The following is a 26,821-nucleotide window of genomic DNA, read 5'->3' on the forward strand; positions in this document are numbered from 1 at the left end:
CAAGGCGTCATGCGCCGCGCCCTCCTGATCCCCGTCCTGTCGCTGCTGGCCGCCGCCAGCCTCGCCGCCACGCCCGCCTTCGCCGGCCACGGCAAGGAGGAGAAGGGGGCGCCCGTGGCCTATTTCGCCCTCGAAACGATCACCGCCACCACCATCCGTCGCGATGGCCGGCGCGGGGTCATGACCCTGGAGAGCGGCATCGAGGCCCTTGATCCCAAGGTGATGGAGCGCGCCAAGCAGTCCGAACCCCGCCTGCGCGCCGCCTTCGCCCAAGTGCTGATGACCTACACCGCCGGCATGCCCCGCGGCGCGGCGCCGAACCTCGATTATCTGGGCTCGCGGATGCAGGACGCCGCCGACAAGGTGTTGGGCCGCAAGGGCGCCAAGGTGCTTCTGGGCTCGGCGATGGTGAATTAGGGCGCAGAGCCCTACTTCTTTCGCCGCGCCTTGAAGAAGCCTCGCAGCAGGTCAGCGCTCTCCTGCGCCATGACCCCGCCGGTCACCTCGGGCCGCCAGTGGCAGGTGGGCTGGGCGAAGAATTTCGGGCCGTGCACCACCGCCCCGCCCTTGGGATCCTCGGCCCCGAACACCACCCGGCCGATCCGTGCGTGGCTGATCGCCCCGGCGCACATGGCGCAGGGCTCCAGAGTGACCACCAGGGTCAGGCCGGTCAGGCGGTAATTGCCCAAGCGCGCGGCGGCCAGCCGGATCGCGGTGATCTCGGCGTGGGCCGTGGGGTCATGCGCGCCGATCGGCCCGTTGCCGGCCGTCGCCACGACCTCGCCCGTCGCCGGATCGAGGATCACCGCCCCCACCGGCGTCTCGCCGCGCGCGGCGGCGTCGCGCGCCGCGTCGAGGGCCAGGGCCATGGCGGCTTCGTCGGTGAGCGGGGCGGCGATGGTCAGGACTCCGGGGTCAGGAGATGGACATGGGCGGAAAACCCGACATCCGCCGCCCGTCTGGCCAGCTTCGCGTCGGCGGTGACCAGACGGAGGCCCCGTCGTAGCGCCAGGGCCAAGTAGAGGCTGTCATAGGCGGAAAAGCCGCGGCTGGTCGCCAAATCATAGGCAGGTCCCGCCAGATCACCCAAGGACGCGACTTGGTCAATCAATCGGGGCAGCCGCTCGACAGCCGCGCGCGCATCCGCTTTCGAGGTCAGGCCACGCCGAACGAACTTCGTCGCGGCCGAAGCAAATTCGGCGAAGATCAGGTCTGGCGCAATTCGTCTCGCACCCAATCGCATAAAGGTCAGCGCCGCCGCCGATCCTGGCCCTGGAAGCAGCCAGTCAACAGCGACCGAGGCGTCCAGCACGACCTCATCGCTCATCGCTGTCTCGATCCTCCCGGATCAAGTCGGCGCCGGAGATCGTGGACGGCGTTGACGCGTTCTGGAACCACTCGACCATCGCCACGAGCCGATCATTGGCCAATTGGTTCAGCAGGGTGACGCAGGCGCCGGCCCGGTCGCCGCCGTGCTCCTTGGCGTGCTCGTCGATCATCCGCAGGGCGCGTTCGCCCAGGGCGGCGAGCGGAAAGGTCACCATAGCGGGGGCGTCTTGCAGGAACGCCGCCTGCTCCTCGGCCACGCCGGCGGGCGCCGCTTCAGCCTTGACGAAGCCGACGGTTCGCGCCGCGCGATCGAGGGCGGCCGTCTTCCAGCCCGCGTCGAGCCATGCCGCCGCGTGCGAGTGTCCGGCGCGGGTGTTCGACCACCAAGCCGGGTGCTCATAGGCCGAGCGTGGCAGGCCAAAGCCCAGGATGCGTTCGATGTCCGCGAAATCGAGCCGGGTCTCGACCGCTGGGAACAGCCCTTCCAGATGGTGCTTCAGAGGCCCGTACTTCACTGCGCTAACTCCAGATATTATACTTAGTATATACTATTTCTGAACGCGGTCAAACTTGATCCGGGCCGCATTCAGTGCGCATTAGAAAGCTGCCCATCGTGAGATGCGCCTCTCCCCTTGAAGGACCGACGCCATGACCGAGAAATACCAGCCCCACCTGCATGACAACGCCGTCCCCGGTCAAGACGACGGCGAGGGCGGTTCGCGGATCGCCAAGATGCTGGCTCGGGCTGGCGTGGCCTCGCGGCGCGAGGTCGAGCGGCTGATCGAAGCCGGGCGCGTGGCGCTGAACGGCGAGGTTCTGACCAGTCCCGTCGTCAAGGTTCGCGCCGACGACATCCTCACGGTCGACGGCAAGATGATCGACGCGCCCGAGGCGACGCGCGTCTTCCGCTATCACAAGCCCACCGGGCTGATGACCACCCACAACGATCCCAAGGAACGCCCGACGGTGTTCCAGGCCCTGCCGCGCGACCTGCCCCGGCTGATCTCGGTCGGCCGGCTGGACCTCAATTCCGAGGGCCTGCTGCTGCTGACCAATGATGGCGCCCTGTCACGCGCCCTGGAAATGCCCAACAACGCCTGGGTGCGGCGCTATCGCGCCAGAGCGTTCGGCGACACCACCCAGGCCAAGCTGGGCAGGCTGAAGGACGGCTGCACGGTCGAGGGCGTCCGCTACGGCCCGATCGAGGCCCGCCTCGACAAGGCCCAGGAAAAGGTCGGCGGCGGCAAGAACATCTGGATCACCCTCACTCTGAGCGAAGGCAAGAACCGCGAAGTGCGGCGCGTGCTGGAGTCGCTCGGCCTGAAGGTCAATCGCCTGATCCGCTTGTCCTACGGCCCGTTCGCCCTGGGCACGCTGATGCCGGGCCAGGTCGAGGAGGTCGGCCCCCGGGTGATCCGGGAACTGCTGGACGGCATCGTCTCCGAGGAGAACATGCCCAAGGGCGACAAGCCGCAGTTCATGGGCGTGGCCGATCCGATCAAGGCCGTGGGCACGACGGGCGGCGGCGAGATGCAGCGGCGCGGCGTGCCGCGCAGCAACAGGCTGACCCAGGTGTCGATCATCACCGAAGAGGAACCGGTGGAAGAGGCGAAGTTCGTCCGTAAGCCGGGCTGGGCCAAGCCCAAGAAGAAGCCGGTGATCGCTGGCCGCGAGCCCGTGAGGGCGGCCAAGAAGTCGCTCGACAGCAAGATGATCGGCCCCAAGCCGCTGTCCTACCGCGACGCCGCCGCCAAGCGCGTGCGCGAAAAGGGCATGGCCAGCAAGAACGCCGCCGACAAGCGCGCGGCCAGCGGCAAGACCGAGCGGCCCGCCAAGGCCGAGAGCGCTCCGTCTTCCAGGCCGCCGTCGAAGCCGAAGCTGGGCGCGCTGCGGGCCAATGGCTATAAGCCGCTGGACGCCAAGGGTTCGGGCAAGCCGGCCAGCAGCCCCGGCGCGCGTCCGGGGAGTAAGCCCAGCACGGTCAAGGCGACCGGCGCGACCAGGCCCGGCGAAGCGGGCAAGGTGTGGTCCAAGCCTGGGATGGCCAAGTCGGCCCCTCGTCCGGGCGGCAAGTCCAGCGGCGCCGGCGGACCACGCGGCAAGCGTTAGCGGATAGGACGGGGACCGTCCGCTCCCCGGCGCTGCGGGCTAGCCCTTGAGTCCCCGCACCAGGTTCCGTGTCCGCCGGACCACAGTGACCAGCGTCCCGATCGCGATGGCCGCCAGCCCCACGACGAGCACCTGCGCCTGGCCGCCCCAAAGGGGCTCAAACGCCGAGATCCCGCAGGTCACCGTCAGAGCGGCCATGCGATGCTGCTTGGCCATCGGGCCCGAGAAATCGGCGGGCAAGCCCAGGCCTCGGCCCAGTTCGCGGACATAGGCGGTCAGCACCGCCAGCACGGCGGCGATCCAACCCAGGGCGTCTGCCCCGACAAGCCCGGCCGTCTGGGCGCCGTAACCCGCTCCTGCCAGCAGGAAGATGTCGGCGACACGGTCGGGCAGTTCGTTCCACACCGGCCCGGCCTTGCTGGCCCGGCCGTGCTCGACCGCGACCATGCCGTCCAGCAGGTTGCACAGCAGCCGGCCCTGGATGCACGCCGCACCCAGGACCAGGCACGCGCCCCGAATGAACCCGTCGAACGCGCCGGACACCGCCAGCAGCGCCCCGCCCAGCAAGGCGAAGGCCACGCTCATCGCCGAGATGGCGTCGGGGGTGATCTTGGCGTCGGCCAGACGCTGGGCCAGGCGCCGGGCGAAGGCGGCCTGGCGCACCTTCAGCGGTCGGCGGTTGTCGAGGTCGTCGGTCATGCGGCGCTCCGGTGGTCGCGAACACGAACTAGGCTATAGCTAAACCCGATCGCCGCCAGGAGACGCAGGACCATTCTTCCGACCATCCGCGCCCTCATCGCCGCCCAACCGCCCGCCCTGCTCGCGGGCCTGGTCGGCGTGGTGATCCTGTTGGGGGTGGCCGGGATCGTCGCCGCAGTGCTCACGGCGCTGCGGCCGGACAAGTCCTATCTCGAACTGCGCCAGCGCATCGCCAGCTGGTGGGTGATGGTGGCCCTGCTAGCCGGGGCGCTGCTGGTGGGGTGGCAAGCCACGGTCGTAGTCTTCGCCCTGATCTCGTTCATGGCCCTGCGCGAGTTCCTGTCCCTGGCCCCGATCCGCAAGGAGGACCGTCCGGCGATCCTGGCGGCCTATCTGATCCTGATCGCCGCCTACGGTTTCGTCGCCGCCGACCAGTACATGTTCTATCTGGTGTTCATCCCGGTCTGGACCTTCCTGGGTCTGCCTTTCCTGATGGCCATGCTGGGGCAGACGCGCGGCTTTCTCACCACTGCCGCGACCTTTCACTGGGGCCTGGTGACCTGCGTCTACAACCTGGGTTTCGCCGCCTTCCTGATGCGCACGCCGGCCAGCGAACCCCTGCCGGCCGGGGCGGCTGGGTTGGTGTTCTTCCTGCTGCTGGTCACCGAGTTCAACGACGTGGCGCAATATGTGTTCGGCAAGCTGCTGGGCCGCCACAAGATCGCCCCCACCGTCAGCCCCAACAAGACCTTGGAAGGCTTCCTCGGCGGCTGGCTGGCGACAGTCCTGCTGATCTGGTTCGTCGGGCCGGTGTTCACCCCGCTGGCCGGGTTGGGCCTGCTGGTCGTCGCCGTGACCCTGCCGGTGGCGGGCTTCGCGGGCGATGTGACCATGAGCGCGGTCAAGCGGGACATCGGCGTCAAGGACACCTCCCACGCCATCCCCGGCCACGGCGGGGTGCTGGACCGCGCCGACAGCCTGACCTTCACCGCCCCGCTCTATTTCCATCTGCTGGCGCTGTTCGCCCTGGTGAAGTTCTGACCATGAAGGGCTGGTTGCGCTTCCTGTTGCTGATCCTGGTGGCCCGCCCCCTGGCGCTGTTCATGACGGGGGCCGATGTTTCGGGGCGCGAGCGCTTGCCGCTGAAGGGACCGGCGATCGTCGCGGCCAACCATTCCAGCCATGTCGACACCCTACTGCTGCTGGCGATCTTTCCCTCCCGAGCCCTGGCGCGGGTGCGGCCAGCGGCGGCGGCCGACTATTTCCTCAGGGACCCGGTGATCGGCTGGTTCTCGCGCCACGTGATCGGCATCGTGCCCGTGGCGCGGCGCAAGTTCGGGCGCGACGAGGACGTTCTCGCGCCCGCCCGCGCGGCCCTGGCGGCCGGCGACATCGTCGTGGTGTTTCCGGAAGGCACGCGGGGCGACGGCGAGGGCGACGAGGGCATGGGTCAGTTGAAGAGCGGCGTGGCGCGTCTGGCCGAGGCCTTTCCCGACGCGCCGGTGACGCCGGTCTGGATCCAGGGCGCCGGCCGCGTGCTGCCCAAGGGCGAGACCATCCCCGTGCCGCTGAACTGCGCGGTGCTGGTCGGCGAGCCCCTGGCCTGGGAGGGTGACCGCCACGCCTTCATGACCAAGCTGCGCTCGTCGCTGCTGGCCCTGAGGGCCGAAGCGCCGCCCCTTCGCTGGTCTTAGCCTAGGCGACAGCCACCTGGCTCCACCGCCGCAGCGGCGTCCAGCGGGCGGCGATCTCGGCCATGGCGACGTAGCCGGCCAGGATCAGCGGCGCGAGGATCAGTACTTCCAGCGGAAAGGCGTGCGGCGGCTCGGGCTTCAGCGACATCGGCTGCAGGAACAGCAGGATGAGAATGTTGTTGGCGGCGTGGGCGCCGATGGCGAACTCGATGCCGCCCAGGCGCAGAACGCTCCAGGCCAGGCCCACGCCCATCGCTGCGCGGATCAGGTTGGCGTCGAGATTGGGATCGAAATGCACGGCCGAGAACGCCGCCGCGCTGACGATCATCAGCACCCATGGCGAGCGTGTATAGGCGCCGAGCACCTTCACCATCCAGCCGCGGAACACCAGTTCCTCGGCCGCCGCCGCCAGCAGCAGCAGGACGACCGCGCCGACCGCATAGGCCGCGCGGCCCTCCAGGCTGGGACTGATGGTCAGGATCGGCGCGGTGATGGTCGCGGTCTTGGGATCCAGCGCCACCGACAGCAGCAGCAGCGGACCGATGCCCGCCGCGAACAGGGCCAGGCCTAGCAGCGTCAACCGCCAGCGGAAGCGGGGCGCGGCGGTGACGTAGGAGCGAAGCCGCCGATGATGCAAGCGCGCCGCGACGGCGGTGAAGGCGGCCGCCATGCCGCCATTGGTGGCCGCCAGCAGGGCCAGGACGAACATCACCAGCATGACGTCGCCGCCCAGCGGAACCCGACCGCGCAGGGCGTCCATCAACCGCGCCTCGCCCAGGCCCGCGCCGAACAGGAAAACCAGGAAGACCAAGAGTCCGGCGATCACGGCGTTCAGCAAGGCGGCCACGACGCCCAGCGGCAAGGTCAGCAAGACGCGGCTCACGCGCCGGTCGTCGGGGGTCAGGTCGTCCAGGAACGGTGACCGTTGAAGCTTTGCTAGCACCGTCATTCCCGTTCAAATCCTGGTTCACCGCTAGGCGTTCGCCGCGCGGGACGCAAGGCGCCCAACAGGCGACTTGCCGCGATGGCCGGAGCGCGGCACACATCGGTTCAAAGACGGGGCGCCCCATGACCAACATCGCAGACAAGGAAGAGCAGCACCTCCACCGTCTGATCCTGTTCTCGGACGCGGTGTTCGCCATCGCCATCACCCTGCTGGCTATCGAGATCCACCCACCCGAAGGCTGGGATGGCGAGGTCGGATCCTTCTTCCATCTAATGGCCGCCAAGCTGCAGTCTTATGCCGTTAGTTTCGCGACCATCGGCGTGCTGTGGATCAGCCACCGGCGAACCTTCTCCCGTCTGCGGCGCGCCGACGCCCTGCTGGACGTGCTGAACTTTCTGATGCTGGGGCTGGTGGCGCTGCTGCCCCTGGCGACGCAGCTGCTGTGGGGCGTGCACACGGCTGGGCCGCTGATCCTCTATGTCAGCCTGGTGGCTGTCATCGGCCTGACCCAGGGCCTCATCTGGACCCATGCGGCCTTCATCGGCAAGCTGGCAGAGCCGTTAGGCCTGGGCGTGCGGCTGTTCATCCTGCTGCGCGTGACGCTGCTGCCGGGCCTGTTTTGCGGCCTGTCGTTCCTCAGCCTCGGCACGCACACCCCCTGGGGGTTCCTGGGCATTGGGGCGATCAGCTTGGCCCTGGCCCTGATCGGCCGCCGCCTGCAGCCCAAGCCGGCGCCCCTGCCTTCCGAGGCCTAGGCATGCGCATCGTCTCCGGCCAGTATCGCGGCAAGGCCATCGCCACGCCGCCCGGCGCTGCCACGCGCCCCACCTCCGATCGAGCCCGCCAGGCGGTGTTCAACATCCTGGAGCACGCCGCCTGGGCTCCCGAGTTGCACGGCGCGCGGGTGATCGACCTGTTCGCAGGCTCCGGAGCCCTGGGCCTGGAGGCGATCTCGCGCGGCGCGGCCTTCTGCGTGTTCGTCGAGACCGACGACGCGGCGCGCGGCGCGATCCGCGAGAACATCGACGCCTTCGGCCTGTTCGGCCAGACCAAGGTCCACCGCCGCGACGCCGCCGATCTGGGCCTGCGCCCCGCCAGCGTCGGCGCGCCGTTCACGATCGCCTTTCTGGATCCGCCGTATGCCAAGGGCCTGGGCGAGAAGGCCTTGGCCGAACTGATCGCCGGCGACTGGCTGGCGCCTGGCGCCATCGTGATGTTCGAACGCGGCCGCGACGAACTCGACCCGGCGCCGCAAGGCTTCGAGCGGCTAGACGCGCGCGATTACGGCGCGGCGCGGGTGTTCTTCTTCCGACTGGCCTAAAGAACCGCCGGGGATATGGCCATGGGCATGTCCCCGGCCGCACCCCGGCCCAACCCTAGTTCTTGACCTTGGCCGGCGTGGTCTGGGTCACCTTCACCGGGGCGCCGTCGCCGCGGGCCCCGGCGACCAGGCTGGCGCAGTCGGCGTCCTTGGCGCCGCCGCCAGTGACGAAGGGGATGATCGCGGCCAGCGGGTTGACCAGCGTTCCCAGCACGGCGGCGATACCGCCTTGGGTCACCGCGCCGCTGGTGTCGAGCCCGACCTTGGGCGCCATGAACGGGCCCTTGATGTTGATCGGAATGAACAGCCGCACCAAGCGGGGCTTCTTGCTCTGGCCCTCGATGCGCAGGTCCAGCTTCTCGTTCTGCAGGTCGATCGTGCCCGTGCCCTTGGCCAGCACCACGCCGGTGTCGGCGACGATCTGGTTGGAGCGCATGATCCCGTCCTTGACCGTGAAGTCGGCGACGGCGCAGCGCACGCTGGTCTGGCGGTTGTCGCCCGACAGCAGCAGGATCAGGCCCTTGGAGGCGTTGACGCCCAGCAGCTCGGCGAAGGCCTGGCGCATCTCGCCCTTGGGCGACACAACCGTCACCTGACCATTGGCGCTGGACGCGGCGCGGTGCACCGAATTGCCGTAGCCGGTCAGCTTGGCGCGGGCCATCACCCCGCCCTCGATCGCCGGCTGCCCACCGCTCTTGATCGGAATGAAGTCCTCGAGCTTGGCGTTGGTCAGCCGCAGGTCGAGATCGGTGCGTGGCACCTTGGGATTGGCGTCGAGCCGGATCTTGCCGGCCAGATCGCCGCGCGAGAAGCTGAAGGCGATCGGGTCCAGGGTCAGCACGCCTTTGTCCAGCGTCAGGTCCAGGCGAACCTTCTTCAGCGGCAGGTTGGGCGCGTTCACGGCCAGGGCGCGGTACTTGACCTTGGCGTCCATGGCCTTGACGCGATCCACTTGCAGGGTGGCGTCGGGCAGAAGGCGTTGGGTGGCGTCGCGCTGTCCGGCCTCGACCTTCTGGCCGGCCGAGGCGGTCTCGCCCCTGCCCGTGGCCGGCGCGGCGCCGACCAGGCTGCCCAGGTCATCGAAGTCCAGCCGCTTGGACTGCAGGTCAGCCTCGAGATAGGGGCGTTCCTTGCCCATCAGCACGAACAGGTCGCCCGAGACGTCGCTGTCGCCGATGCGCCCGACAAGCTTTTGGAAATCGAAGCGCTCATCCTTGCGGCTGAGGTGGCCGCTGATCTTGTAGGGCGGGGTGTTGGGCAGGGTCAGGCCGGTGAGCGCGTACAGCCGGTTGAGGTCCGGACCCGAAACGCTGACCTGGGTTTCGAACCGTCCCAGGTCGAAGGGCTTGGTGATGTCACCCTTGGCGGTGACATGAGTCGGACCCGCATCGACCGTGGCGTCGAACGGATAGGGCCTGCGCGGCGAGATGTTGAGCAGCGGGCCGCCGGTGACCATGGCGGTGAACGGCGAGCGGTTCAGTTGGCCCTTGCCCTCCAGCACGAACTTGCCCCGCCCGTCGCCGGTCGCCTGTTCGTTGGAGCTGACCATGCCGTTGAAGAAGATGTCGCGCTGCTTGTCCTCGTAGCGAAGTTGGCCGTCATTGATGATGAAGTGCTGGATGGCCGGCAGCTTCAGCGGCTTTTTCGGGGCGTTGGGATTGCCGAACACCCAGTTGGCGCGGCCCGAGGCCTCGCGCAACAGGCGCACGTCGGGTCGATCGACGGCCAGAAGCGGCAGGATCACCTCGCCCTTCAGCAGGGGCAGGATCTTGATCTGCACCGCGATGCGGTCGACCTTGGCCATGGGCCGCCCGGCCTGATCCCCTGTCTTCGGCGCCCAATCGGGCTGGGCTACGCGCACGCCATAGGCCTCGACCTTGGGCGAGAACGACCAAGGGTGGACCCGCAGGTCGCCTTGGATGACCACTTCGCGGTTCAGCTGGGCCGAAGCCAATCGGCCCACCGCGCCTCGAAACCAGTTCCAATCGAAGAGGATCAGGAAGACGATGACGGCCGCGAACACCAGGGTCGCGGCGAGCATGCCGCGCCGCGCGCCAGGCGGCAGGCCGCGCCAATGCTTCACCGCCCTGTGATGCCAGGCGGGGTTTTGAGCGGACGTGATCGACGGCGTGGACAGGGCGGGAACCTCCGGTACCCGCCCACAACGCGCAGACGGGGGCCTTGTGTTCCGAACCCGCTCGAAAGCTGGCTTAGTAGACCAGCCTCAAGCTGCTGACGGCGACAGCCGCCAACACGAAAGCGACGATGGCGATAATCTCATATCGCTTGAAGAGCGGCCCGTTAGGCGATCGCATGATGGTAGTCCCCCCGTCCCGAATTGATGCGTCCAGTCCCCCCGGACGCAATCCTCGGGCCAAAAAATCGTGTTCCTATGGCTGCTTGCCTGGCCAGACCAGGAAGCCGTCGCCGTCGCGGCCCGCCACGCGGTAGCGACGATCGTTCGGCCCGGATCCCCACCCGGGCCGATATTCATAACCGTAGCGGCCGCCGCGTTCCGTCCGATTCTCGACGTTCAGCGGACGTCCATGCCCCCAACGATCGAAATCGCTCCAACCGCCGTCGCCTTCGCATTCCACCCGATCCCAACGATAGGCCCCGCCCGGACCGGTGACCCGGCGGGTGACGCATTCGCCCGAGCGCGTGTCGGGCGGCAATTGCTGGGGATCAAGGTAGAGGCCCGGCCGGTCCTGAGCCGTCGCGACGCCGGCGCCGAAAGCCGGCGCGGCGAGCAGCAACAGCGAAAGGACGAGGCGGCGCGACATGCGGAAACTCCAGAAAGTTAACAAATCAGAAGCGTAAGGGGCGCGCTCAGGATTTCATCCGCGACGCGAGCGTTGCCATGAGATTTCTCCCGGCCTAGCGTGCGATTAAACAGTTGTTTGAGGGCGATATGGCGATCGAGGCGGTGATCTGGGATTTCGGGGGCGTGTTCACCACGTCGCCCTTCGAGGCCTTCGCGCGGTTCGAGGCTCAGCGCGGCCTGCCCGAGAACTTCATCCGCCGGGTCAACGCCACCAACCCCGACACCAACGCCTGGGCGCTGTTCGAGCGTTCCGAAATCGACGCCCCCGCCTTCGACGCCCGGTTCCTGGAAGAATCCGCGCGCCTGGGCCACCCACTGGCCGGCGCCGAGGTGTTGCCGCTGCTGTCGGGCGACATCCGTCCACGCGTGGTGGCGGCGCTGAAGACCTGCAAGGCGTGCTTCAGGGTCGGCTGCATCACCAACAACGTGGTCACCGGCCATGGCGCGGGCATGTCGGGCTCGGCCGACAAGGCGGCGGCGGTGGCGCGGATCATCGCTGAATTCGAGGTGGTGCTGGAAAGCTCGAAGGTCGGGGTGCGCAAGCCCGATCCGCGCATCTACCAGATGATGTGCGAGGCGCTCGGCGTCGCGCCGGAAAACTGCGTCTATCTCGACGACCTGGGGGTCAACTGCAAGCCGGCGGCAGCCTTGGGCATGACCGCGATCAAGGTCGCTACGGAAGACCAGGCGTTGGCGGACCTTGCGGCGGCGACCGGTTTGGCGTTCTGACTGGGGAAAGCCTTCCGCAGGAGCCGCCATGTCCCGCCCCGCCAAGATCGGCGCGCCCGCCGCCCTCGCCCAACTGGAGGGCTGGGCCACCGTGTCCGACAAGGATGCGATCAGCAAGACCTTCCGGTTCGCGGACTTCAACGCCGCCTTCGGCTTCATGACCCGCGTGGCCCTGCTGGCCGACAAGCTCGACCACCATCCCGAATGGTTCAATGTCTACAACCGGGTCGAGGTGGTGCTCACCACCCACGACGCCGACGGGGTCAGCGACCTGGACGTGACGATGGCCCGGTTCATGGACGAGATCGCCGGCTGAGTTCCTCCCTCTGTGGGGGAGGTGATCGCGAAGCGATCGGTGGGGGAGTTCTGGGATCGAAGCTCGTCGGCCTTGCGGCCTGCCAATCGCTTCCCCCTCCGTCGGCTGCGCCGACACCTGCCTCACAGGGGGAGGACTTGCGTTTCCCCCTTCCTCCAGCCGCCCATCCGGTTCAAACTATCGTTTGAATTATAATCGGGAGGACGCCGAATGGCGCAGAGCACGGGCCGGGTCGCCGGCAAGAAGGCCTTCATCACGGGCGGCGCCCAAGGCCTGGGCGCGGCGGCGGCGCGGCTGCTGGCCGAGCACGGGGCCAAGGTGGCCGTGGCCGACATCAATTTCTCCGGCGTCCAGGCCGTGGCCGACGAGTTGAACGCCGCCCACGGCGCGGGCACGGCCTTCGCCTATGAGCTGGACGTCACCCAGGAAGACCAGTGGATCGAGGTTCTGGCACAGGCGGCCGAGGCGATGGGTGGCCTGTCGGTGCTGGTCAACAACGCCGGCATCGGCGGCGATGGCCCCATCGAGAGCCTTGATTTCGGGCTCTGGAAAAAGGTGATGTCGGTCAATGTCGACTCGGTGTTCCTGGGCGCCAAGCACGCCCTGACCCACATGCGGGCCCACCAGCCGGGCTCGATCATCAACCTCTCATCGATCGCCGGCCTGATCGCCAACGGCAATTCGCCGGCCTACAACGCTTCCAAGGCGGCGGTTTGGCTGCTCAGCAAGAACATCGCCCTCTACTGCGCCAAGCAGGGGCTGAACATTCGATCCAACTCGATCCACCCGACCTTCATCGACACGCCGATCCTGGATGGCTTCACAGCGCGGTTCGGCAAGGAGGAGGCCCATGCCAAGCTGGCGCGGCAGGTGCCGCTGGGCCGCATCGGCGAGCCGCTGGATATCGCTAACGCCGTGCTCTATTTGGCGAGCGACGAGAGCAAGTTCATGACCGGCGCGGAGATCAAGGTCGACGGCGGCATTTCGGCGATGTGAGCCATACGATTGGGGACATGCGCGTGCGCATGTCCCCATCAGCAGTCACCGCGGCGCGCGCTTGGCCAGGATGCGCTGCAGGGTCCGGCGGTGCATGTTGAGGCGGCGGGCGGTCTCGGAGACATTGTGGCCGCACATCTCGTAGACGCGCTGGATGTGCTCCCAACGGACGCGGTCGGCGCTCATCGGGTTTTCCGGCGGGGTTGGGGCGTCGCCCTTGGCGGCCAGCAGGGCGCGGGCCACGTCGTCGGCGTCGGCGGGCTTGGAAAGGTAGTCGATCACCCCGGCCTTCACCGCCGCCACGGCGGTTGCGATGTTGCCATAGCCCGTCAGCATGATGACCTTGGCGTCGGGGCGCGCATCGCGCACGGCTTCCACGACTTTCAAACCGGTGCCGTCCTCAAGACGCATGTCGAGAACCGCGTGGGCGGGAGCATGACTTCGTAGAGAACTCATGGCTTCGGCGACCGAAGCACAGAGTGTCACCGAAAATCCGCGTTGCTCCAGCGCCCGGCCTAAACGCGTCCGGAGAGGCGCGTCGTCGTCGAGCAGGAGCAGGGACTTGTCCGGCAAGGCCGCAACCAGTTCTACGATATCCGCCATGAACTCAGCGCCTCCCCGCGCCAATACTTAACCTGAACCCCCGGGGGTCATCATGTCGCCCGATTCCATTGGACCGCAAGCGTTTCATGCTCATACGCCCACGAAGCCCGGCGCTTCCAGCGCCGATCGCGGCCAGCGCGCCGCCACAACCGCGCCGCCACGCCGTCCATTCCTGAAATCCACGGTGGCGCCGGTTCGTTCCAGCAGGGTCTTGGCGATGAAGAAGCCCAGTCCCATGCCGATATGGCCGGTGCGCGAGCCCTCCGCTCCGGGGCGCGAGGTCACATAGGGTTCGCCCAGCTTGGCCAGCACCTCGGGCGAGAAGCCGGGACCGTCGTCACGCACCTCGATGACCACGGCGCGGGCGTCGAAACGCGCGATGACGATCACCTCCGCGCGGGCGAAGTCGACGGCGTTCTCGACGATCGAGGTCAGGGCATGGATCACCTCGGCCCGCCGCCAAATGTCGGGCGCCGCCTCGCCGGACGGGCCATTGACCACGGCCTCGACGCGGACGCCGTGGATCATGTGCGGCTCGATGGTCTCTTGGACCAACTGGACCAGGCTCATCCGCTCGTGCACGGCGTCCTTGGCCTCGGGCATCTCGGTCAGGCGCTGCAGGATTTCGCGGCAGCGGGCGGCCTGGCCGATCATCAGCTCGGCGTCCTCGCGGGTCTGCTCGTCGGGGGCGTTGCGGACCATCTCGCGGGCGACGACCGAGATGGTGGCTAGCGGCGTGCCGAGCTCGTGGGCGGCGGCGGCGGCCAGGGCGCCCAGGGCCGACAGCCGCTGCTCGCGGGCCAACACCGTCTCGGTGACATTGAGCGCCAGTTCCATCCGCGCTGATTCCGTCGCCGCCTGCCAGGCATAGGCGCCGGTCAGGGCGATGCCGAGCACCCGCGACAGCACGATGGTCATCATGGTCAGCATGCCGGGCATGGGGCCGGGACCCGCGGCCGAACGATAGGGCAGGGGCAGATGGACGACGGCCAGCACCAGACAGGCCGCCACCGCCAGCGCCCCCATCGCCGCGGCGAACCGGGCCGGCAGGGTGGCGGCCGCCAGGGTCACGGGGGCGATCAGCAGCAGGGAGAATGGATTGATGATCCCGCCGGTCAGATAGAGCATGCCCGTCAGTTGCAGGATGTCGAAGGCGATCTGGGCCGTCGCCTCGCCCTCGCGGGCCATCCGTTGCCCCCCGAACGCCAAGCCGATCAGCACGTTAAGCCAGGCCGACAAGGCGATCAGCGAGAAGCACAGGGTGTAGGGAATCTTCAGGTCCAGACCCGGCCCCGCCACCAACACGGCGATCGTCTGGCCCGCCACCATCAGCCAGCGTTGGGCGATCAGGGTGCGAACCCTCAGGCGCCCACGACGCAGCCCCGGTCCCGCCCAGGACCAGTCCTCGTCTTGCGCCGTCTCCCCGTCGGGCCTATCGAGCCCCGTCCGCGGCGAACTGTGCGGCGCGTTCCTGAACGAAGCGTCTGCCATGTCGCACCATAGGGCCAGACTTTCCCGTCTGGCGAGAACGAAAGGTTCGAGAGCCGATGCCGCGTCATCGCGTAGTCGCCATTCTGGCCGCCATGGCCGCTGTCCTGATCGCCGGAACGCTGATCGTCGGCGCCGGGATGTTCAAGCGCCAGCCTCAACCGGCGCTGATCGGCGGCCCGTTCCAATTGGTCGACCAAGACGGCCAACCGGTCACCGAGAAGGTGCTGAACGGCCAGTGGAACGCGGTGTTCTTCGGCTTTACCTACTGCCCCGACGTCTGCCCCGGCACGCTGCAGGCCCTGGCGACGGCCAGCGACCAGTTGGGTCCCAAGGCCAAGGACCTGAGGATCGTCTTCGTCTCGGTGGACCCGGCGCGCGACACACCCCAGCAGATGAAGGCCTATCTGTCGGCCGACTACCTGCCCAGGAACACCCTGGGCCTAACCGGCACGCCGGAGCAGACCGCCGCCGCCGCCAAGGCCTACCGCGTCTATTCCAAGAAGGTCGGCGACGGGCCGGACTACACGGTCGATCACACGACGGTGATTTATCTGGTCGATCCCAAGGGCCGCTTCGTCAAGCCGCTGGCCTATGGGCTGCCCCCCGAGGAGATCGCCCGGCAGATCAAGGACGCCATGGCGGGCAGATAAAACGCCGCGGCCCTGCAGCGCTACCGGAAGGCTGTACTTTCTTAGGGTGCGGCGTGTTATGTTGCGTTGCAACATATTGGATGCGCCATGCTGTACGCCCTGCACGAGGCAAATTTTTACGCCTCCACGCCCCTCCGTATGGCGGCTCGCGCCGCCCGCGATTTCTGGGGCTCGCCGCTGAACCCGGCGGCGAATAGCGATGTCGGCCGGCGTCTCCACGCCGGAGCCGACCTGTTTTCCAACGTCACCCGTCGCTATGGCAAGCCGGCCTGGAACATCGACAGCATCAAGGTCGGCCAGGTCGATGTGCGGGTGCGGCCCACCGTGGTCTGGGAGAGCCCCTGGGCGCGGCTGATCCAGTTCGACCGCGACATGTCCGACATGCGCCGGGCCGGCAAGTTCAGCCTCGATCCCGCCGTGCTGATCGTCGCGCCCCTCTCCGGTCACTACGCGACCCTGTTGCGGGGTACGGTCGAGGCTTTCCTGCCCGACCACGCGGTATTCGTCGTCGACTGGATCAACGCCCGCGAGGTCTCGGTGCTCGAGGGCAGGTTCGACTTCCACGACTATATCGACCACATCCGCCAGATGCTGGCGGTGCTGGGTCCGCGCCCCAATGTGGTGGCCGTCTGCCAGCCCGGTCCAGCCGTCCTGGCCGCCGCGGCCCTGATGGCCGAGGACAACGACCCTTCGCGCCCGGCCAGCATGACCTTCATGGGCTCGCCGATCGACGCGCGACTCTCTCCCACGGTGACGAACAATCTCGCCGAGGAAAAGCCCTTCGCCTGGTTCCAGTCCAACATGATCTACACCGTGCCGCCGCCCTATCCGGGCATGGGCCGGCGCGTCTATCCGGGCTTCGTACAGCTGGCCAGCTTCATGAGCATGAATAAGGCCAAGCACCAGGAAGCCCACCAGCGCTATTTCCAGGACCTGGTGAAGGGCGACGGCGACAGCGCCGACAAGCACCTGGAATTCTACGACGAATATCTGTCGGTGCTGGACCTGACCGAGGAATTCTACCTGCAGACCATCGACATCGTCTTCCAGCAGCACCTGCTGCCCAAGGGCGAGCTGATGCATCGCGGCCGCTTGGTGAAGCCCGAGGCGATCACCGACATCGGCCTGATGACCGTCGAGGGCGAGAACGACGACATTTCCGGCATCGGTCAGACCCAGGCGGCCCACGGCCTGTGCTCGGGGCTGTCGGACGATCAGAAGGAAGACTACGTCCAGCCCAATGTCGGCCATTACGGCGTGTTCAACGGCCGGCGGTTCCGCGAGGAAATCTATCCCCGCGTCCGCGACTTCATCCGCAAGAGCGACCCGAATTTCAACATTTGAGGCGTCTTTGTCTCCGGCGCCGCCCCTCCCCCGCCTTCCCGGCGAAGGCCGGGGCCCAGATGAAACCCACGAGCCGCTCTGGATGAATCTGGGTTCCGGCCTTCGCCGGGAAGACGGATTCGAGTGCGCTTGGCGCTTCCCAATGTGTAGTCCCAGCTTGTCGCCAGCCTTGCGTGACGTACCGCGACGGGCGATCTAGAGGACATGAATCTCTTCCGCCCGCAGCGCTATGCCGACGGTGACCGGCTGGACGTGCGCGGCTGCGCGGTGCGGCTTAAGGTTGATGGCCGGGCCCGGCGGGTGTCGCTGCGGGTCGATCGCGCCAAGTCCGAGGTGGTGGCCCTGGCTCCCACCCCGCGCCGCCTGACCGAGGCCGTGGCCTTCGCCCACGAGAAGGCCGAGTGGATCGCCGGCCAGCTGGCCGCCCTGCCCACCCGCCAGGTGGTCGCGCCGGGCGGCGTGTTGCGCCTATTGGACCGGCCCTACCGACTTGAGGTCGGCTCTGGCCGGCCGAAAATGACCGACGACGCCCTGATCGCCCCTGACGACAGCACATGGTCGCTGCGCATTCTCCGCTTGGCCAAGCGCGAGGCCCTGACCCGGCTGACCGAACGCACCGCCCACCACGCCGCCGCCCTGAACCGCCCCATGCCCTCGGTGGCCGTCGCCGACCCCAAGGCTCGCTGGGGGTCCTGCCGGCCGGCCAGGCCCGGAACCCCGGCCGCGATCCGCTATAGCTGGCGGCTGGTGCTAGCGCCGTTCGACGTGGCCGATTACGTCGTCGCCCATGAATGCGCTCACCTGATCGAAGCCAATCACGGGCCTCGGTTCTGGGCCCTGTGCGGTCAACTGGCCGGCGATCCGGCCCCCCACCGGGCCTGGCTGCGAGCTCATGCGGCGGAGCTTCACGCGATCTCGGCTTAGGGCGCGAGGGGCTTGGGCGCGCGCAGCTGGGGACATGCACTCATGCCCCGGCCTTGGCCGGGTTGCAGTGGCTTGGCCGTGAGTGCGTGTCCCCATCTTCGCCCGCTGCGTTGGTGGTTGAAGCAGGGATAGTCTTTAAGCGTCCGGGATGACGGTGAGGACACGCACTCACCCCACCGTCCCGACAGGTTTTGACAGGTCGTGGAATGAGTGAATGTCCCCGGCGGGGATCGCCGTCGCGCCATCCCCACAATCGCAACCTCAAACTCCGGCAACTTCAACGCCCAAAAAAATAACCAGCGTCACAACCGCTGGCGCACTCAAACCTCCCGTATGCTGATCTCACCTCGTCGCGGGGGAAGGGCGCATGGCCAGCGACCGATGCGGCGGCGGGGGGCGATCGAGCGGGACTGGGCTGGAGGGAGTTACTCCAGCGTGTCCGGGGAGCCTGGCGTTGTAGGCCCCGCCCGCCGTCGGCGTCGACGGGGAACAAGCGTGCGTGTCCATTGATCCGCGCCCTCGTCACCCGTTTGGACCGGAAACGGTTCACACCGGATTCGGCTAAGTCTCAACAGGGCTGCCCACCGGACGCGGACGGATAACGATGGCGCGGAGCGATCGCCTTCGTCGAAACGGCACACTGTTCAAAACACTCCGGACGTCGTCCGGCGCTCCGCGACACTTTTCAACCGCTCACAGCCAGATTGGCGTGGGACCACACACTTGTCACCAAGCCCCGGCGCGTTTCAAACTTGACGCGGTCGTCACTTTTAATTTGACCCCGCCCGCCCTTTGAGTTGACAGTGTTCAGATAGGCCAGAGACCCGCGTCAGACGGGCCCTGTCCAGCCCCTTAGGCGAGGAGCCCCCCATGACGGACAAGAACATCACCAAGGACGCCATGTACGACGCGGTGGCGCCGGACGACTTCGAGTCGATGCTCGAGCTGGACCGCTACAACAACCGCTCCACGGCCTTCGACAAGATCATCTCCGCGACCCACGACCACTTCTGGGACCCGCTGGACAAGGCCTATATCGATTTCGACGAGCCGTTCGACATGGAGAACCAGGCCCTGGTTCCCGAGGAGCTGGTCATCGCCCTGTCCACCGACTACGTCTCCAACCACCTGTCCGATCCCAAGCAGCGCATCCGCTTCATCAACCAGTCGGTGCTGCGCAGCTTCTCTTCGATCCTGCATGGTGAGCAGGGCGCTCTGAACCTGTCGGCCTCGCTGTGCCACGTGCTGAAGGACCAGGGCGCCCAGGAATACGCCGCCAACCAGACCCGCGAAGAGGCCCGTCACGTCACGGCCTTCGCCAAGTACATCAAGGCCCGCTGGGGCAAGCCGGTCGAGTGCGGCCCGGCCCTGAAGACCCTGCTGATCGAGATCATCGGCGCGCCGGAGGTCTACAAGAAGATCATCGGCATGCAGATGCTGGTCGAGGGCCTGGCCATGGGCGCCTTCGCCACCTTCTACAACCAGATTAACGATCCGGTCGGCAAGAAGATGTTGCAGCTGGTGATGACCGACGAGGCCTTCCACCACAAGTTCGGCAAGATCTGGGCTGACCGCACCGTCCCCAAGCTGAGCCCCGAGGAGCACGCGATCATCGAGGACTGGGCGGCGCACTGCTTCCAGACCCTGCTGTTCAACCTGGTCTCGCCGCACCAGCAGCTCGATCTCTACGCCGAGTTCGGGCTTGATCCCGACAAGGTGGTCGAGGAGTACGGGAAGATCATGACCGACGATGTCCGTCGCGAGGCCATGAAGGAGCAGACCAACATCTTCCGGGTGCTGGTCAAGACGCTGTTGAACGCCGGCATCATCACCGAACGCACCAAGGCGTTCTACGCGATGTATGTCGATATCGATGAGCTGAAGTCCGAAGGCGACCGGATGGTCGGCGACGACATCGCCGAGGAGGGCATCCGCCACCTGCAGGCCATCAACTTCCGGGATCGGCCCTCTGCCCCTGTGACCATCGCCGCCGAATAGGGTCCTCGGTTTGTTTCTCAGCGCCTCGACGGGGAACCCCGGCGAGGCGCTTTGCGTTTATGGCGTCTTGTGAGGCAAGGTGGCGACATGCGCATCCGATCGTTCGTTCTGGCCGCGACCCTGGTCGCGACACTCGCCCCGAGTCTGGCGCCCAGCCTGGCGCTCGCGGCCGCCCAGCCACCTTCCAAGCCGGTTTCGGCGGCCTTCTACACCGGAAAATGGTACGAGGTCGCCCGCACGCCCAATGCGGGCCAGCGCGATTGCCAGGCCGCCACCACCCAGTTCACTGACAAGGGCGCCGAGGGCTTCACGGTCGTCCAGATCTGCCATAAGGGCAGCGCTTCCGGGCCGCCTAAGACCTTCAACACCACGGGCAAGATCGCCGCCGGAAGCCAGAACGCCAAGTTCAGGATGAGCTTCCTGGGAGGGCTGAAGAAGCAGGAATACTGGGTTCTGGACCGGGCCGGCGACCAGTCCTGGGCGATCATGGCCACGCCGGGCGGCAACTTCGTCTGGCTTCTGTCGCGCGACGCCGTGATGAGCCCAGCCGCCAGGGCCACCGCCTTGGCGAGGGTCAAGGCCCTGGGCTACGCCAAGCTGGAATTCCCCAAGCAGCCGCCGGCCTGAGGTCGCTGATGACCCGCCGCCTCCTCGGCTTCGCCGCCGTTCTCTTGACCGCGATCGGTCTCGTCGCCTGCGTGGCCGGCCCCAGCGGTAACAGGAACCCGCCCCAGCCCGCCAAGGCCGTGGATCTCGATCGCTATGCCGGCCGCTGGTATGAGGCGGCCCGCTACGACATGCGATTCGAGAAGGGCTGCGACGGGGTCACGGCCGACTATTCCAAACGCCCCGACGGCCTGATCCGGGTGGTCAACACCTGCCACCAGGGCGGGCCGACCGGACCGGTCAAGGTCAGCGAGGGCAAGGCCAAGGTCGTCGACGCGACTCGCCAAGCCAAGCTGAAGGTCTCGTTCTTCGGCCCGTTCTATGTCGGCGACTACTGGGTGCTCGATCACGCCGAAGACTACAGCTGGTCGATCGTCGGCGAGGGCTCCGGCAAGTATCTGTGGCTGTTGACGCGCAAGCCGCCGACACCGACGGAGCTCAAGACCCTGACCAACCGGGCTCGCGCAATGGGCTACGACACGACGATGCTACGCGTGACGCAGCACACATCTTGATTTGTACGGAATTTTGTACATATTGGTCATCGTCGATCATGGAGGATCGCGATGGACGTGCTCAGCTACTCCGACACCCGCGCCAATCTCAAAGAGGTCATGGACCGTGTCGTCGATGACCGCGCTCCAGTCGTGGTCACCCGCCAGAAGGCCGAGTCCGTCGTCATGGTTTCGCTGTCGGACTGGCACGCGATGGAAGAAACGATCCACCTCTTCTCGTCGTCGACCAATGCCGAACGCCTGCGTAGGTCGATCGCCCAGCTGGAGAGTGGGCAAGGATCTGAGCGGACGCTGATCGAGCTGTGAAGCTCGTCTTTTCGCAGGATGCCTGGGAAGACTATCTGCATTGGCAGGCCACTGATCAGGCTGTGGTGGATCGTGTGAACGCCCTAATCAAGGAATGTTCCCGCATGCCGTTCAAGGGCACGGGCAAGCCTGAGCCGCTCAAGGGCGACCTGAAGGGCTGGTGGTCGCGGCGCATCACGCTAGAGGACAGGCTGGTTTATCGCGTGGCCGGTTCAGGCGAAGACCAGAGGCTGGAAATCGCCCAATGCCGTTACCACTATTGACCCCCTTGAAACCCGAACAAAGCTGGAACATGGTTCCGGCATGGACGTCGTCATCGACCTTCGGCCTTCACGGCCTCAGACCACCGACCTGGTGACGCGGGGCGCGGCGCGGTTCCTGGTGTCGCTGGGCTATGCGCCCCTGGCCGAGGTGACCCTGCCCAATGGCCGGCGGGCCGACCTGATGGCGCTGGGCCGCAAGGGCGACGTGCTGATCATCGAGGTGAAGTCCGGGCTGGAGGACTTCCGCATCGACCGCAAATGGCCGGAATACGCGCCCTATTGCGACGCCTTCTATTTTGCGGTCGCGCCGAATTTTCCTGAAGGAATTCTGCCCGACGATCCAGGTCTGATCGTCGCCGACGGCTTTGGTGGGGCCGTGGTGCGCGAGGCTCCGGTCACGCCGCTGGCACCGCCGCGCCGCAAGGCGCTCACCCTGGCCTTCGCAAGGATGGCGGCGCTGCGTGCCGCCGGTGTCAATGCCGAGCGCCTCGCCCTCTAACTTGGCGCTCCCGGCCTAACGGTCGAAATTACGGGCGAGCAGGAACCCAAACACCAGGCCGGCGACGAAGGTCCCCACAGCCAGGGCGACAGGGCGCTCTTCGGCGACCACATGGGCCGCCTGGGCTTTTTCAAGAGTCCAGGTCTTGCCGATCTCGGCCTTCTCGCCGACGAACTCGGCGGCGACATGGGCCTTCTCGGTGACGGTCTCGACGGCCTTGTCCACGGCGGCCTTGGCGCGCTTGGCGCCGGTCTTGGCCGTGGTCTTCGGGGCTGGAGCCTTGATCGTGAAGTCGGTCATACGAAATCCCACGGGGAGGAGAGCTGAAAGACGTAACGCGCCGGAAGGCAAATCGTTTCGGCCAGGCAACCCGCCAGCCTAGTTGTCGCGCACCACCTTGAGCACGCTATCGCCATAACGGTCCAGCTTGCCCTGGCCAACGCCGCCGGCCTTGGCCAGGGCGCCTAGCGTGCCGGGGCGGGCGGCGGCGATCTCGGCCAGGGTGGCGTCGTGGAAGATCACATAGGGCGGCACGTGCTGCAATTGGGCCGCCTCGCGACGCCAGGATCGCAGGGCCTCGAACACAGCCTGGTCCTCGAGCGGCACGGTCAGGGCCTGGCGTTTGCGGGCCGTCTTGCCCGCCGCCGCGCCGCCGGCGCGGCCAGGCGCCTCGGCGGTGGCAGGCTGCTGGCGCAGGGAGACCAGCCGTTCGCCACGATAGACCTGGCGCACCCCCTCGCCGTCGCCCAGACCGATCAACGGCCGGCCGTCATTGGGATCCTCGCGCAGCAGGCCCTCGAACACCAAGGTGTCGAGCAGCTCGCGCCAGCCTTGCGGGCTGAATTCCTTGCCGATGCCGAAGGTCGACATCTGGGCCTCGGCCTGGGTGACGTCCTTGGTCTTGCCCAGCAGGTGGTCGATCAACCGGCCGCGCCCGAACCGGCCGCCCATGCGGTGGGCCGCCGACAAGGCCTTCTGGGCGGCCTGGGTCGCATCCACGCCAGTGGGGGGCGAAACGCAGATGTCGCAGACGCCGCAACGCTCGACCCCCTCCTCGCCGAAATAGCGGCGAACGGCGGCGGCGCGGCAGGTGACGCCCTCAAGCATGGCGTAGAACTGCCGCAGCTTGCGCAGTTGCACCGCCTTGACCTCGTCGGGCGCGCTCTGGCCGTCGATGCGGCGCACGGCCCAGGCCAGGTCTGCGGAGCTATAGAGGGTAATGCCCTCGGCCGGCTGGCGGTCGCGGCCGGCCCGGCCGATCTCCTGCCAATAGGCCTCTATGGCGGCCGGCGGATCGGCGTGGATCACGAAGCGGACGTCCGGCTTGTCGACGCCCATGCCAAAGGCGATGGTCGCGACCATCACCGCCTCGTCGGCCTCCAGGAACTCCTCCAGCCGGCGAGCCCGGACGGTCCTGTCGAGGCCGGCATGGTAGGCCAGGGCTGGAATGCCCTCGGCGATCAGCTTCTCGGCCAGCTTCTCGGTGGAGTCGCGGCTGCCGGCATAGACCACGCCGGCCCGGTTGGGCCGCTCGGTGACCAGTTCGATGACCCGCTCGTGGCCCTTGCCCTTCTTGCGTTCAGCATTGAGGGCCAGTTCGTGGCGGGCGAAGCTGTCGACGAACTCGGCCGCGCCCTGCAGGCGTAGTTCGCTGCGGATATCGTCGCGGGTCCGGGCGTCGGCGGTGGCGGTGACCGCCAGGCGCGGGGCATGGGGGAAGACCTCGGCCAGGCGACCCAGCATGCGGTATTCGGGCCGGAAGTCGTGACCCCACTGGCTGACGCAGTGGGCCTCGTCGACGGCGACCAGCGACAGGGCCAGGCGCGACAGCCGCTCCAGCATCGACGGCTGCATCAGGCCTTCGGGCGACAGATACAGCAAGTCCAGCACGCCGGCGTCAATCCGCCGCCAGATTTCGGTTCGCTCGGCCGGCAAGGTGTTGCTGTCCAGCCGCTCGGCGGCGACCCCGGCCTGTTGCAGCCCGGCTACCTGGTCGGCCATCAGGGCGATCAGCGGCGAGACCACCAGGCCCAGGCCCGGACGGATCAGGGCGGGGATCTGGTAGCACAGGCTCTTGCCGCCGCCGGTTGGCAGCACGGCCAAGGCGCTGCGGCCCTCCAGCAGTTCGGTGATCACCCCGGCTTGCAGGCCGCGGAACTCGGCATGGCCGAAGGTGCGGCGCAAGACCTCGCGAGCCGCCTCGATCGAGGGCGGCGGCCCAGGGGAATAGCGGTCGAAACTTGAGTCAGGCTGATCGTACACGAGCGTGTTCTGACAGCGCCCGGCCACAAGGCCAAGCGCGGCGCCACGATCTAGCCCCGGAAATTGGCTCAAAAGCCGACATCGGCTTCAACGGCCCTGCAAAGCGCCTCATTATCCTGGTTTCAGCGCGATCGGAAGCTGAAACGAACCATGAACACGCTTGCGCCGCAAGATGGGGAAGGCGGCGTTCATGCCTCGTCAATCTTGTCGCGCGTTCTGTGAGCTTCGGTTAAACGGATTTCGGCGCGACCTCGGGACACCCGCGCCTTTCGGGAACAGGACGACATGGCCAACGGTACCTTCGGCGGGAACAGGCCGGCGAAGCCGCAGCGCACGCCTCTGCAGGCGCTGCTGTATTGGACGATCGTGCTCGGCGTCTGGGGCCTGATCTTCGTGGTCGCCTTTTTCGCGGTATTCGCCAGCGACCTGCCCGACACCTCCAAGCTTTACGACGTCAAACGCCAGCCTTCGATCAACTATCTGGATCGCTCCGGCGCCCTGCTGGCCGTTCGCGGCAGCCAATATGCGCCGCCCGTCGATCTGGACGCCCTACCGCCCTATGTGCCGGCCGCTTTCGTGGCGATCGAGGACCGCCAGTTCTACCACCACATCGGCTTCAATCCCTGGGGCATCGGCCGCTCGATCATCTGGAACATCAGCCATCGTGGCGGCCCGCAGCGCGGCGGCTCGACCATCACCCAGCAGCTGGCCAAGAACCTGTTCCTCAGCCCCGCCCAGAACTATCGCCGCAAGGCCCAGGAGTTGATCCTGGCCGTCTGGCTGGAGCTGAAGTTCAGCAAGAAGCAGATCCTGGCACTCTACATGAACCGGGTCTATTTCGGGGCCGGGGCCTATGGCATCGAGGCCGCCTCGCAGCGCTATTTCAACAAGCCCGCCTCACAACTGACCGTGGGCGAGGCCGCCTTGCTGGCCGGACTGATGAAGGCGCCCGCCCGCTATTCGCCGGTCTCGGCCAGCGACCGCGCGGCTCGCCGCGCCACCATAGTGCTCGACGAGATGGTGCGGATGCGGGCGATCACCGCCGAACAGCGCGACCAGGCCTTCGCCGAACCCGTGCGGGTCTCGGCGACCCTGGCCAATCAGCGCGCCCAATATTTCACCGACTATGTCGACGCCCAGGTCCGCTCGCTGGTCGGCGAACCGACCGAGGACCTGGTCGTCGAGACCACCCTGGACCTGCCGATCCAGGTGGCGGCCGAGCGTTCGGTGCAACTGGGCGTCGAGGGTCATAAGGCTCAGGGTGTGCAGCAGGCGGCCCTTGTGGCCATCGACGGCGAGGGACGCATCCGGGCCTATGTCGGCGGCGTCGACTACAGCGAGAGCCAGTTCGATCGCGCGACCAGCGCCCGCCGCCAGGCCGGCTCGGCCTTCAAGCCGTTCGTCTATCTCACCGCCATGGACCAGGGCCGCAATCCCAGCGTCGTGGTCAATGACGAGCCGGTGAAGATCGGCACGTGGGAGCCCAAGAACTACACCAACAAGTATCTGGGCCAGATGACCCTGCAGACGGCCCTGGCCCAATCGATCAACACCGTCGCCGCGCGCCTGGCCAATGAGGTCGGCACCAGCAACGTCGCCGCCACCGCCCGCCGCCTGGGGATCACCAGCAAGATCCAGCTCGACCCGTCCATGGCCTTGGGCGCGGTTGAGGTCAGCCCGATGGAGATGGCCCAGGCCTACGCCCCGTTCTCGAACGGCGGCTTCCTGGCCAAGGGCTACGGCATCGAGCGCATCCGCACCACCAGCGGCAAGGTTCTGTACGACCACAGTGTCGACAAGGGCCAGCGCCCGGCGGTCATCGGCTCGCCGTCACTGCAATATATGAACCAGATGATGCGCCAGGTCGTGGCCTCGGGCACCGGGGCGCGGGCCAAGGTCGCCAGCTACGACATCGCCGGCAAGACCGGCACCACCAGCGACTACAAGGACGCCTGGTTCGTCGGCTATACCGGCGGCTTCGTCACTGCGGTATGGACCGGCAAGGACGACAATACCCCGATGAAGAAGGTCACCGGCGGCGGCGCGCCGGCCGAGATCTGGAAGACCTTCATGAGCGCCGCCCTGCCGCGCCTGAAGGCCACCCCGATCCCCGGCGGCGTCGTCGAGCCCCCGGCCCCAGTCACCGACGACCCGATCGGAGACATACTGACGGGTCCGGGGACGCCGCAGGGTCCGGCGGCCGAGACCCCGGCTCCCGGCACGCCCCCGCCGGAGCAGCTGCCTTATTGAGGCTAGCGCGCATTCGTCGCCGCCACACGAAGGCTATGACGTCGCAAGCCTCATTTTGATGCGCCAGCAGCCTTGGCTTCGTCGCGC

At 67.3% G+C, this 26,821-nt stretch carries 30 protein-coding genes; 19 read left to right on the plus strand and 11 right to left on the minus strand.

Going from position 1 to position 26,821, the window contains the following annotated elements; translation table 11 throughout:
- The first annotated feature begins 9 nt into the window (after positions 1–9).
- Positions 10–417, plus strand: a complete 408-nt coding sequence (locus ACP696_RS09100) for a hypothetical protein (RefSeq protein ID WP_426010100.1) — start codon at positions 10–12, stop codon at positions 415–417.
- An 11-nt stretch (positions 418–428) separates the two neighbouring features.
- Here ACP696_RS09100 and ACP696_RS09105 read toward each other — a convergent pair whose 3' ends face one another.
- The 3 genes from ACP696_RS09105 to ACP696_RS09115 are packed head-to-tail and all read right to left on the minus strand — an operon-like array spanning position 429 to position 1,844.
- Entirely contained in the window at positions 429–905 is a 477-nt protein-coding gene (locus tag ACP696_RS09105; RefSeq protein WP_426011274.1) for a nucleoside deaminase, read from the minus strand.
- Positions 902–1,327, minus strand: coding sequence for a type II toxin-antitoxin system VapC family toxin (locus tag ACP696_RS09110; protein WP_426010101.1), 426 nt, complete (start codon positions 1,325–1,327; stop codon positions 902–904). Before ACP696_RS09110 ends, ACP696_RS09105 begins: the two co-directional genes overlap by 4 nt.
- On the minus strand, positions 1,317–1,844 hold the full coding sequence (locus tag ACP696_RS09115; RefSeq protein ID WP_426010103.1) for a DUF7662 domain-containing protein: 528 nt from the start codon (positions 1,842–1,844) through the stop codon (positions 1,317–1,319). Before ACP696_RS09115 ends, ACP696_RS09110 begins: the two co-directional genes overlap by 11 nt.
- 133 nt (positions 1,845–1,977) lie before the next feature.
- Between ACP696_RS09115 and ACP696_RS09120 the strand changes: the two genes are divergently transcribed.
- Positions 1,978–3,438, plus strand: a complete 1,461-nt coding sequence (locus ACP696_RS09120) for a pseudouridine synthase (protein WP_426010105.1) — start codon at positions 1,978–1,980, stop codon at positions 3,436–3,438.
- Positions 3,439–3,477: 39 nt separating this feature from the next.
- Here ACP696_RS09120 and ACP696_RS09125 read toward each other — a convergent pair whose 3' ends face one another.
- The gene (locus ACP696_RS09125; RefSeq protein ID WP_426010107.1) at positions 3,478–4,137 is read right to left on the minus strand and encodes a CDP-alcohol phosphatidyltransferase family protein; all 660 of its coding nucleotides are present in this window, start codon (positions 4,135–4,137) and stop codon (positions 3,478–3,480) included.
- 138 nt (positions 4,138–4,275) lie between these two features.
- Here ACP696_RS09125 and ACP696_RS09130 point away from each other — a divergent pair, with 138 nt between their 5' ends.
- A complete protein-coding gene (locus ACP696_RS09130; protein ID WP_426010109.1) occupies positions 4,276–5,178 on the plus strand; it encodes a phosphatidate cytidylyltransferase in 903 nt (300 codons plus the stop codon).
- A 2-nt stretch (positions 5,179–5,180) separates the two neighbouring features.
- Positions 5,181–5,831: a lysophospholipid acyltransferase family protein gene (locus ACP696_RS09135; protein ID WP_426010110.1), complete on the plus strand. Its 651-nt coding sequence runs from the start codon at positions 5,181–5,183 to the stop codon at positions 5,829–5,831.
- A 1-nt stretch (position 5,832) separates the two neighbouring features.
- Here ACP696_RS09135 and ACP696_RS09140 read toward each other — a convergent pair whose 3' ends face one another.
- Positions 5,833–6,780 (minus strand): CPBP family intramembrane glutamic endopeptidase, encoded by a 948-nt coding sequence (locus ACP696_RS09140; protein WP_426010112.1) that lies wholly within the window; start codon positions 6,778–6,780, stop codon positions 5,833–5,835.
- Between the two features lie 119 nt (positions 6,781–6,899).
- Here ACP696_RS09140 and ACP696_RS09145 point away from each other — a divergent pair, with 119 nt between their 5' ends.
- Together ACP696_RS09145 and rsmD are read left to right on the plus strand one after the other, a co-directional pair.
- On the plus strand, positions 6,900–7,532 hold the full coding sequence (locus ACP696_RS09145) for a TMEM175 family protein (protein ID WP_426010114.1): 633 nt from the start codon (positions 6,900–6,902) through the stop codon (positions 7,530–7,532).
- Between the two features lie 2 nt (positions 7,533–7,534).
- The gene (gene rsmD, locus ACP696_RS09150) at positions 7,535–8,098 is read left to right on the plus strand and encodes a 16S rRNA (guanine(966)-N(2))-methyltransferase RsmD (protein WP_426010116.1); all 564 of its coding nucleotides are present in this window, start codon (positions 7,535–7,537) and stop codon (positions 8,096–8,098) included.
- Between the two features lie 55 nt (positions 8,099–8,153).
- Here the strand turns inward: rsmD and ACP696_RS09155 are convergent, their stop codons facing one another.
- A complete protein-coding gene (locus tag ACP696_RS09155; RefSeq protein WP_426043721.1) occupies positions 8,154–10,139 on the minus strand; it encodes an AsmA family protein in 1,986 nt (661 codons plus the stop codon).
- A 349-nt stretch (positions 10,140–10,488) separates the two neighbouring features.
- A complete protein-coding gene (locus ACP696_RS09160; RefSeq protein WP_426043722.1) occupies positions 10,489–10,881 on the minus strand; it encodes a hypothetical protein in 393 nt (130 codons plus the stop codon).
- A gap of 128 nt (positions 10,882–11,009) precedes the next feature.
- Here ACP696_RS09160 and ACP696_RS09165 point away from each other — a divergent pair, with 128 nt between their 5' ends.
- From ACP696_RS09165 to ACP696_RS09175, 3 genes are all read left to right on the plus strand, one after another.
- Positions 11,010–11,651 carry an HAD-IA family hydrolase gene (locus tag ACP696_RS09165; protein ID WP_426011275.1) on the plus strand — a complete coding sequence of 214 codons (642 nt, stop codon included), beginning with the start codon at positions 11,010–11,012 and terminating at the stop codon, positions 11,649–11,651.
- Between the two features lie 28 nt (positions 11,652–11,679).
- The gene (locus tag ACP696_RS09170; protein WP_426010122.1) at positions 11,680–11,967 is read left to right on the plus strand and encodes a 4a-hydroxytetrahydrobiopterin dehydratase; all 288 of its coding nucleotides are present in this window, start codon (positions 11,680–11,682) and stop codon (positions 11,965–11,967) included.
- 210 nt (positions 11,968–12,177) lie between these two features.
- A complete protein-coding gene (locus ACP696_RS09175) occupies positions 12,178–12,963 on the plus strand; it encodes an SDR family oxidoreductase (RefSeq protein ID WP_426043723.1) in 786 nt (261 codons plus the stop codon).
- A 45-nt stretch (positions 12,964–13,008) separates the two neighbouring features.
- Here the strand turns inward: ACP696_RS09175 and ACP696_RS09180 are convergent, their stop codons facing one another.
- A complete protein-coding gene (locus ACP696_RS09180) occupies positions 13,009–13,566 on the minus strand; it encodes an ActR/PrrA/RegA family redox response regulator transcription factor (RefSeq protein ID WP_426010125.1) in 558 nt (185 codons plus the stop codon).
- Between the two features lie 90 nt (positions 13,567–13,656).
- Entirely contained in the window at positions 13,657–15,057 is a 1,401-nt protein-coding gene (locus ACP696_RS09185) for an ActS/PrrB/RegB family redox-sensitive histidine kinase (RefSeq protein ID WP_426010127.1), read from the minus strand.
- Positions 15,058–15,113: 56 nt separating this feature from the next.
- Here ACP696_RS09185 and ACP696_RS09190 point away from each other — a divergent pair, with 56 nt between their 5' ends.
- The 9 genes from ACP696_RS09190 to mmcB all read left to right on the plus strand — a co-directional run bounded on the left by ACP696_RS09190 (position 15,114) and on the right by mmcB (position 22,222).
- Positions 15,114–15,707: an SCO family protein gene (locus ACP696_RS09190; RefSeq protein WP_426010129.1), complete on the plus strand. Its 594-nt coding sequence runs from the start codon at positions 15,114–15,116 to the stop codon at positions 15,705–15,707.
- Between the two features lie 87 nt (positions 15,708–15,794).
- Positions 15,795–17,051: a polyhydroxyalkanoate depolymerase gene (locus tag ACP696_RS09195; protein ID WP_426010131.1), complete on the plus strand. Its 1,257-nt coding sequence runs from the start codon at positions 15,795–15,797 to the stop codon at positions 17,049–17,051.
- A gap of 204 nt (positions 17,052–17,255) precedes the next feature.
- A complete protein-coding gene (locus tag ACP696_RS09200) occupies positions 17,256–17,975 on the plus strand; it encodes a M48 family metallopeptidase (protein ID WP_426010133.1) in 720 nt (239 codons plus the stop codon).
- Positions 17,976–18,845: 870 nt separating this feature from the next.
- Positions 18,846–19,973, plus strand: coding sequence for a ferritin-like domain-containing protein (locus ACP696_RS09205; RefSeq protein ID WP_426010135.1), 1,128 nt, complete (start codon positions 18,846–18,848; stop codon positions 19,971–19,973).
- Between the two features lie 87 nt (positions 19,974–20,060).
- A complete protein-coding gene (locus ACP696_RS09210; protein WP_426010137.1) occupies positions 20,061–20,600 on the plus strand; it encodes a lipocalin family protein in 540 nt (179 codons plus the stop codon).
- 8 nt (positions 20,601–20,608) lie between these two features.
- A complete protein-coding gene (locus tag ACP696_RS09215) occupies positions 20,609–21,154 on the plus strand; it encodes a lipocalin family protein (RefSeq protein ID WP_426010139.1) in 546 nt (181 codons plus the stop codon).
- Between the two features lie 51 nt (positions 21,155–21,205).
- Positions 21,206–21,460: a type II toxin-antitoxin system Phd/YefM family antitoxin gene (locus ACP696_RS09220; protein WP_426010141.1), complete on the plus strand. Its 255-nt coding sequence runs from the start codon at positions 21,206–21,208 to the stop codon at positions 21,458–21,460.
- Positions 21,457–21,723 (plus strand): Txe/YoeB family addiction module toxin, encoded by a 267-nt coding sequence (locus ACP696_RS09225; protein WP_426010142.1) that lies wholly within the window; start codon positions 21,457–21,459, stop codon positions 21,721–21,723. Before ACP696_RS09220 ends, ACP696_RS09225 begins: the two co-directional genes overlap by 4 nt.
- 40 nt (positions 21,724–21,763) lie before the next feature.
- Entirely contained in the window at positions 21,764–22,222 is a 459-nt protein-coding gene (gene mmcB / locus ACP696_RS09230; protein ID WP_426010144.1) for a DNA repair putative endonuclease MmcB, read from the plus strand.
- Positions 22,223–22,237: 15 nt separating this feature from the next.
- Here the strand turns inward: mmcB and ACP696_RS09235 are convergent, their stop codons facing one another.
- Positions 22,238–22,522, minus strand: a complete 285-nt coding sequence (locus ACP696_RS09235; RefSeq protein ID WP_426010145.1) for a hypothetical protein — start codon at positions 22,520–22,522, stop codon at positions 22,238–22,240.
- A gap of 78 nt (positions 22,523–22,600) precedes the next feature.
- On the minus strand, positions 22,601–24,427 hold the full coding sequence (gene recQ / locus ACP696_RS09240; RefSeq protein ID WP_426032443.1) for a DNA helicase RecQ: 1,827 nt from the start codon (positions 24,425–24,427) through the stop codon (positions 22,601–22,603).
- Between the two features lie 342 nt (positions 24,428–24,769).
- Here recQ and ACP696_RS09245 point away from each other — a divergent pair, with 342 nt between their 5' ends.
- A complete protein-coding gene (locus ACP696_RS09245; RefSeq protein WP_426010147.1) occupies positions 24,770–26,734 on the plus strand; it encodes a transglycosylase domain-containing protein in 1,965 nt (654 codons plus the stop codon).
- Positions 26,735–26,821 lie beyond the last annotated feature (87 nt).

This window comes from Caulobacter sp. DWR3-1-2, assembly GCF_049896225.1.
GTDB lineage: Bacteria > Pseudomonadota > Alphaproteobacteria > Caulobacterales > Caulobacteraceae > Caulobacter.

Coding starts and splice junctions, on each gene's coding strand:
- ACP696_RS09100 (WP_426010100.1), top strand. CDS start 10: ATGCGCCGCGCCCTCCTGATCCCCGTCCTGTCGCTGCTGGCCGCCGCC.
- ACP696_RS09110 (WP_426010101.1), bottom strand. CDS start 1,327: ATGAGCGATGAGGTCGTGCTGGACGCCTCGGTCGCTGTTGACTGGCTG.
- ACP696_RS09120 (WP_426010105.1), top strand. CDS start 1,978: ATGACCGAGAAATACCAGCCCCACCTGCATGACAACGCCGTCCCCGGT.
- ACP696_RS09125 (WP_426010107.1), bottom strand. CDS start 4,137: ATGACCGACGACCTCGACAACCGCCGACCGCTGAAGGTGCGCCAGGCC.
- ACP696_RS09135 (WP_426010110.1), top strand. CDS start 5,181: ATGAAGGGCTGGTTGCGCTTCCTGTTGCTGATCCTGGTGGCCCGCCCC.
- ACP696_RS09140 (WP_426010112.1), bottom strand. CDS start 6,780: ATGACGGTGCTAGCAAAGCTTCAACGGTCACCGTTCCTGGACGACCTG.
- ACP696_RS09145 (WP_426010114.1), top strand. CDS start 6,900: ATGACCAACATCGCAGACAAGGAAGAGCAGCACCTCCACCGTCTGATC.
- rsmD (WP_426010116.1), top strand. CDS start 7,535: ATGCGCATCGTCTCCGGCCAGTATCGCGGCAAGGCCATCGCCACGCCG.
- ACP696_RS09155 (WP_426043721.1), bottom strand. CDS start 10,139: ATGCTCGCCGCGACCCTGGTGTTCGCGGCCGTCATCGTCTTCCTGATC.
- ACP696_RS09160 (WP_426043722.1), bottom strand. CDS start 10,881: ATGTCGCGCCGCCTCGTCCTTTCGCTGTTGCTGCTCGCCGCGCCGGCT.
- ACP696_RS09165 (WP_426011275.1), top strand. CDS start 11,010: ATGGCGATCGAGGCGGTGATCTGGGATTTCGGGGGCGTGTTCACCACG.
- ACP696_RS09170 (WP_426010122.1), top strand. CDS start 11,680: ATGTCCCGCCCCGCCAAGATCGGCGCGCCCGCCGCCCTCGCCCAACTG.
- ACP696_RS09175 (WP_426043723.1), top strand. CDS start 12,178: ATGGCGCAGAGCACGGGCCGGGTCGCCGGCAAGAAGGCCTTCATCACG.
- ACP696_RS09180 (WP_426010125.1), bottom strand. CDS start 13,566: ATGGCGGATATCGTAGAACTGGTTGCGGCCTTGCCGGACAAGTCCCTG.
- ACP696_RS09185 (WP_426010127.1), bottom strand. CDS start 15,057: ATGGCAGACGCTTCGTTCAGGAACGCGCCGCACAGTTCGCCGCGGACG.
- ACP696_RS09190 (WP_426010129.1), top strand. CDS start 15,114: ATGCCGCGTCATCGCGTAGTCGCCATTCTGGCCGCCATGGCCGCTGTC.
- ACP696_RS09195 (WP_426010131.1), top strand. CDS start 15,795: ATGCTGTACGCCCTGCACGAGGCAAATTTTTACGCCTCCACGCCCCTC.
- ACP696_RS09200 (WP_426010133.1), top strand. CDS start 17,256: ATGAATCTCTTCCGCCCGCAGCGCTATGCCGACGGTGACCGGCTGGAC.
- ACP696_RS09205 (WP_426010135.1), top strand. CDS start 18,846: ATGACGGACAAGAACATCACCAAGGACGCCATGTACGACGCGGTGGCG.
- ACP696_RS09210 (WP_426010137.1), top strand. CDS start 20,061: ATGCGCATCCGATCGTTCGTTCTGGCCGCGACCCTGGTCGCGACACTC.
- ACP696_RS09215 (WP_426010139.1), top strand. CDS start 20,609: ATGACCCGCCGCCTCCTCGGCTTCGCCGCCGTTCTCTTGACCGCGATC.
- ACP696_RS09220 (WP_426010141.1), top strand. CDS start 21,206: ATGGACGTGCTCAGCTACTCCGACACCCGCGCCAATCTCAAAGAGGTC.
- mmcB (WP_426010144.1), top strand. CDS start 21,764: ATGGACGTCGTCATCGACCTTCGGCCTTCACGGCCTCAGACCACCGAC.
- ACP696_RS09235 (WP_426010145.1), bottom strand. CDS start 22,522: ATGACCGACTTCACGATCAAGGCTCCAGCCCCGAAGACCACGGCCAAG.
- ACP696_RS09245 (WP_426010147.1), top strand. CDS start 24,770: ATGGCCAACGGTACCTTCGGCGGGAACAGGCCGGCGAAGCCGCAGCGC.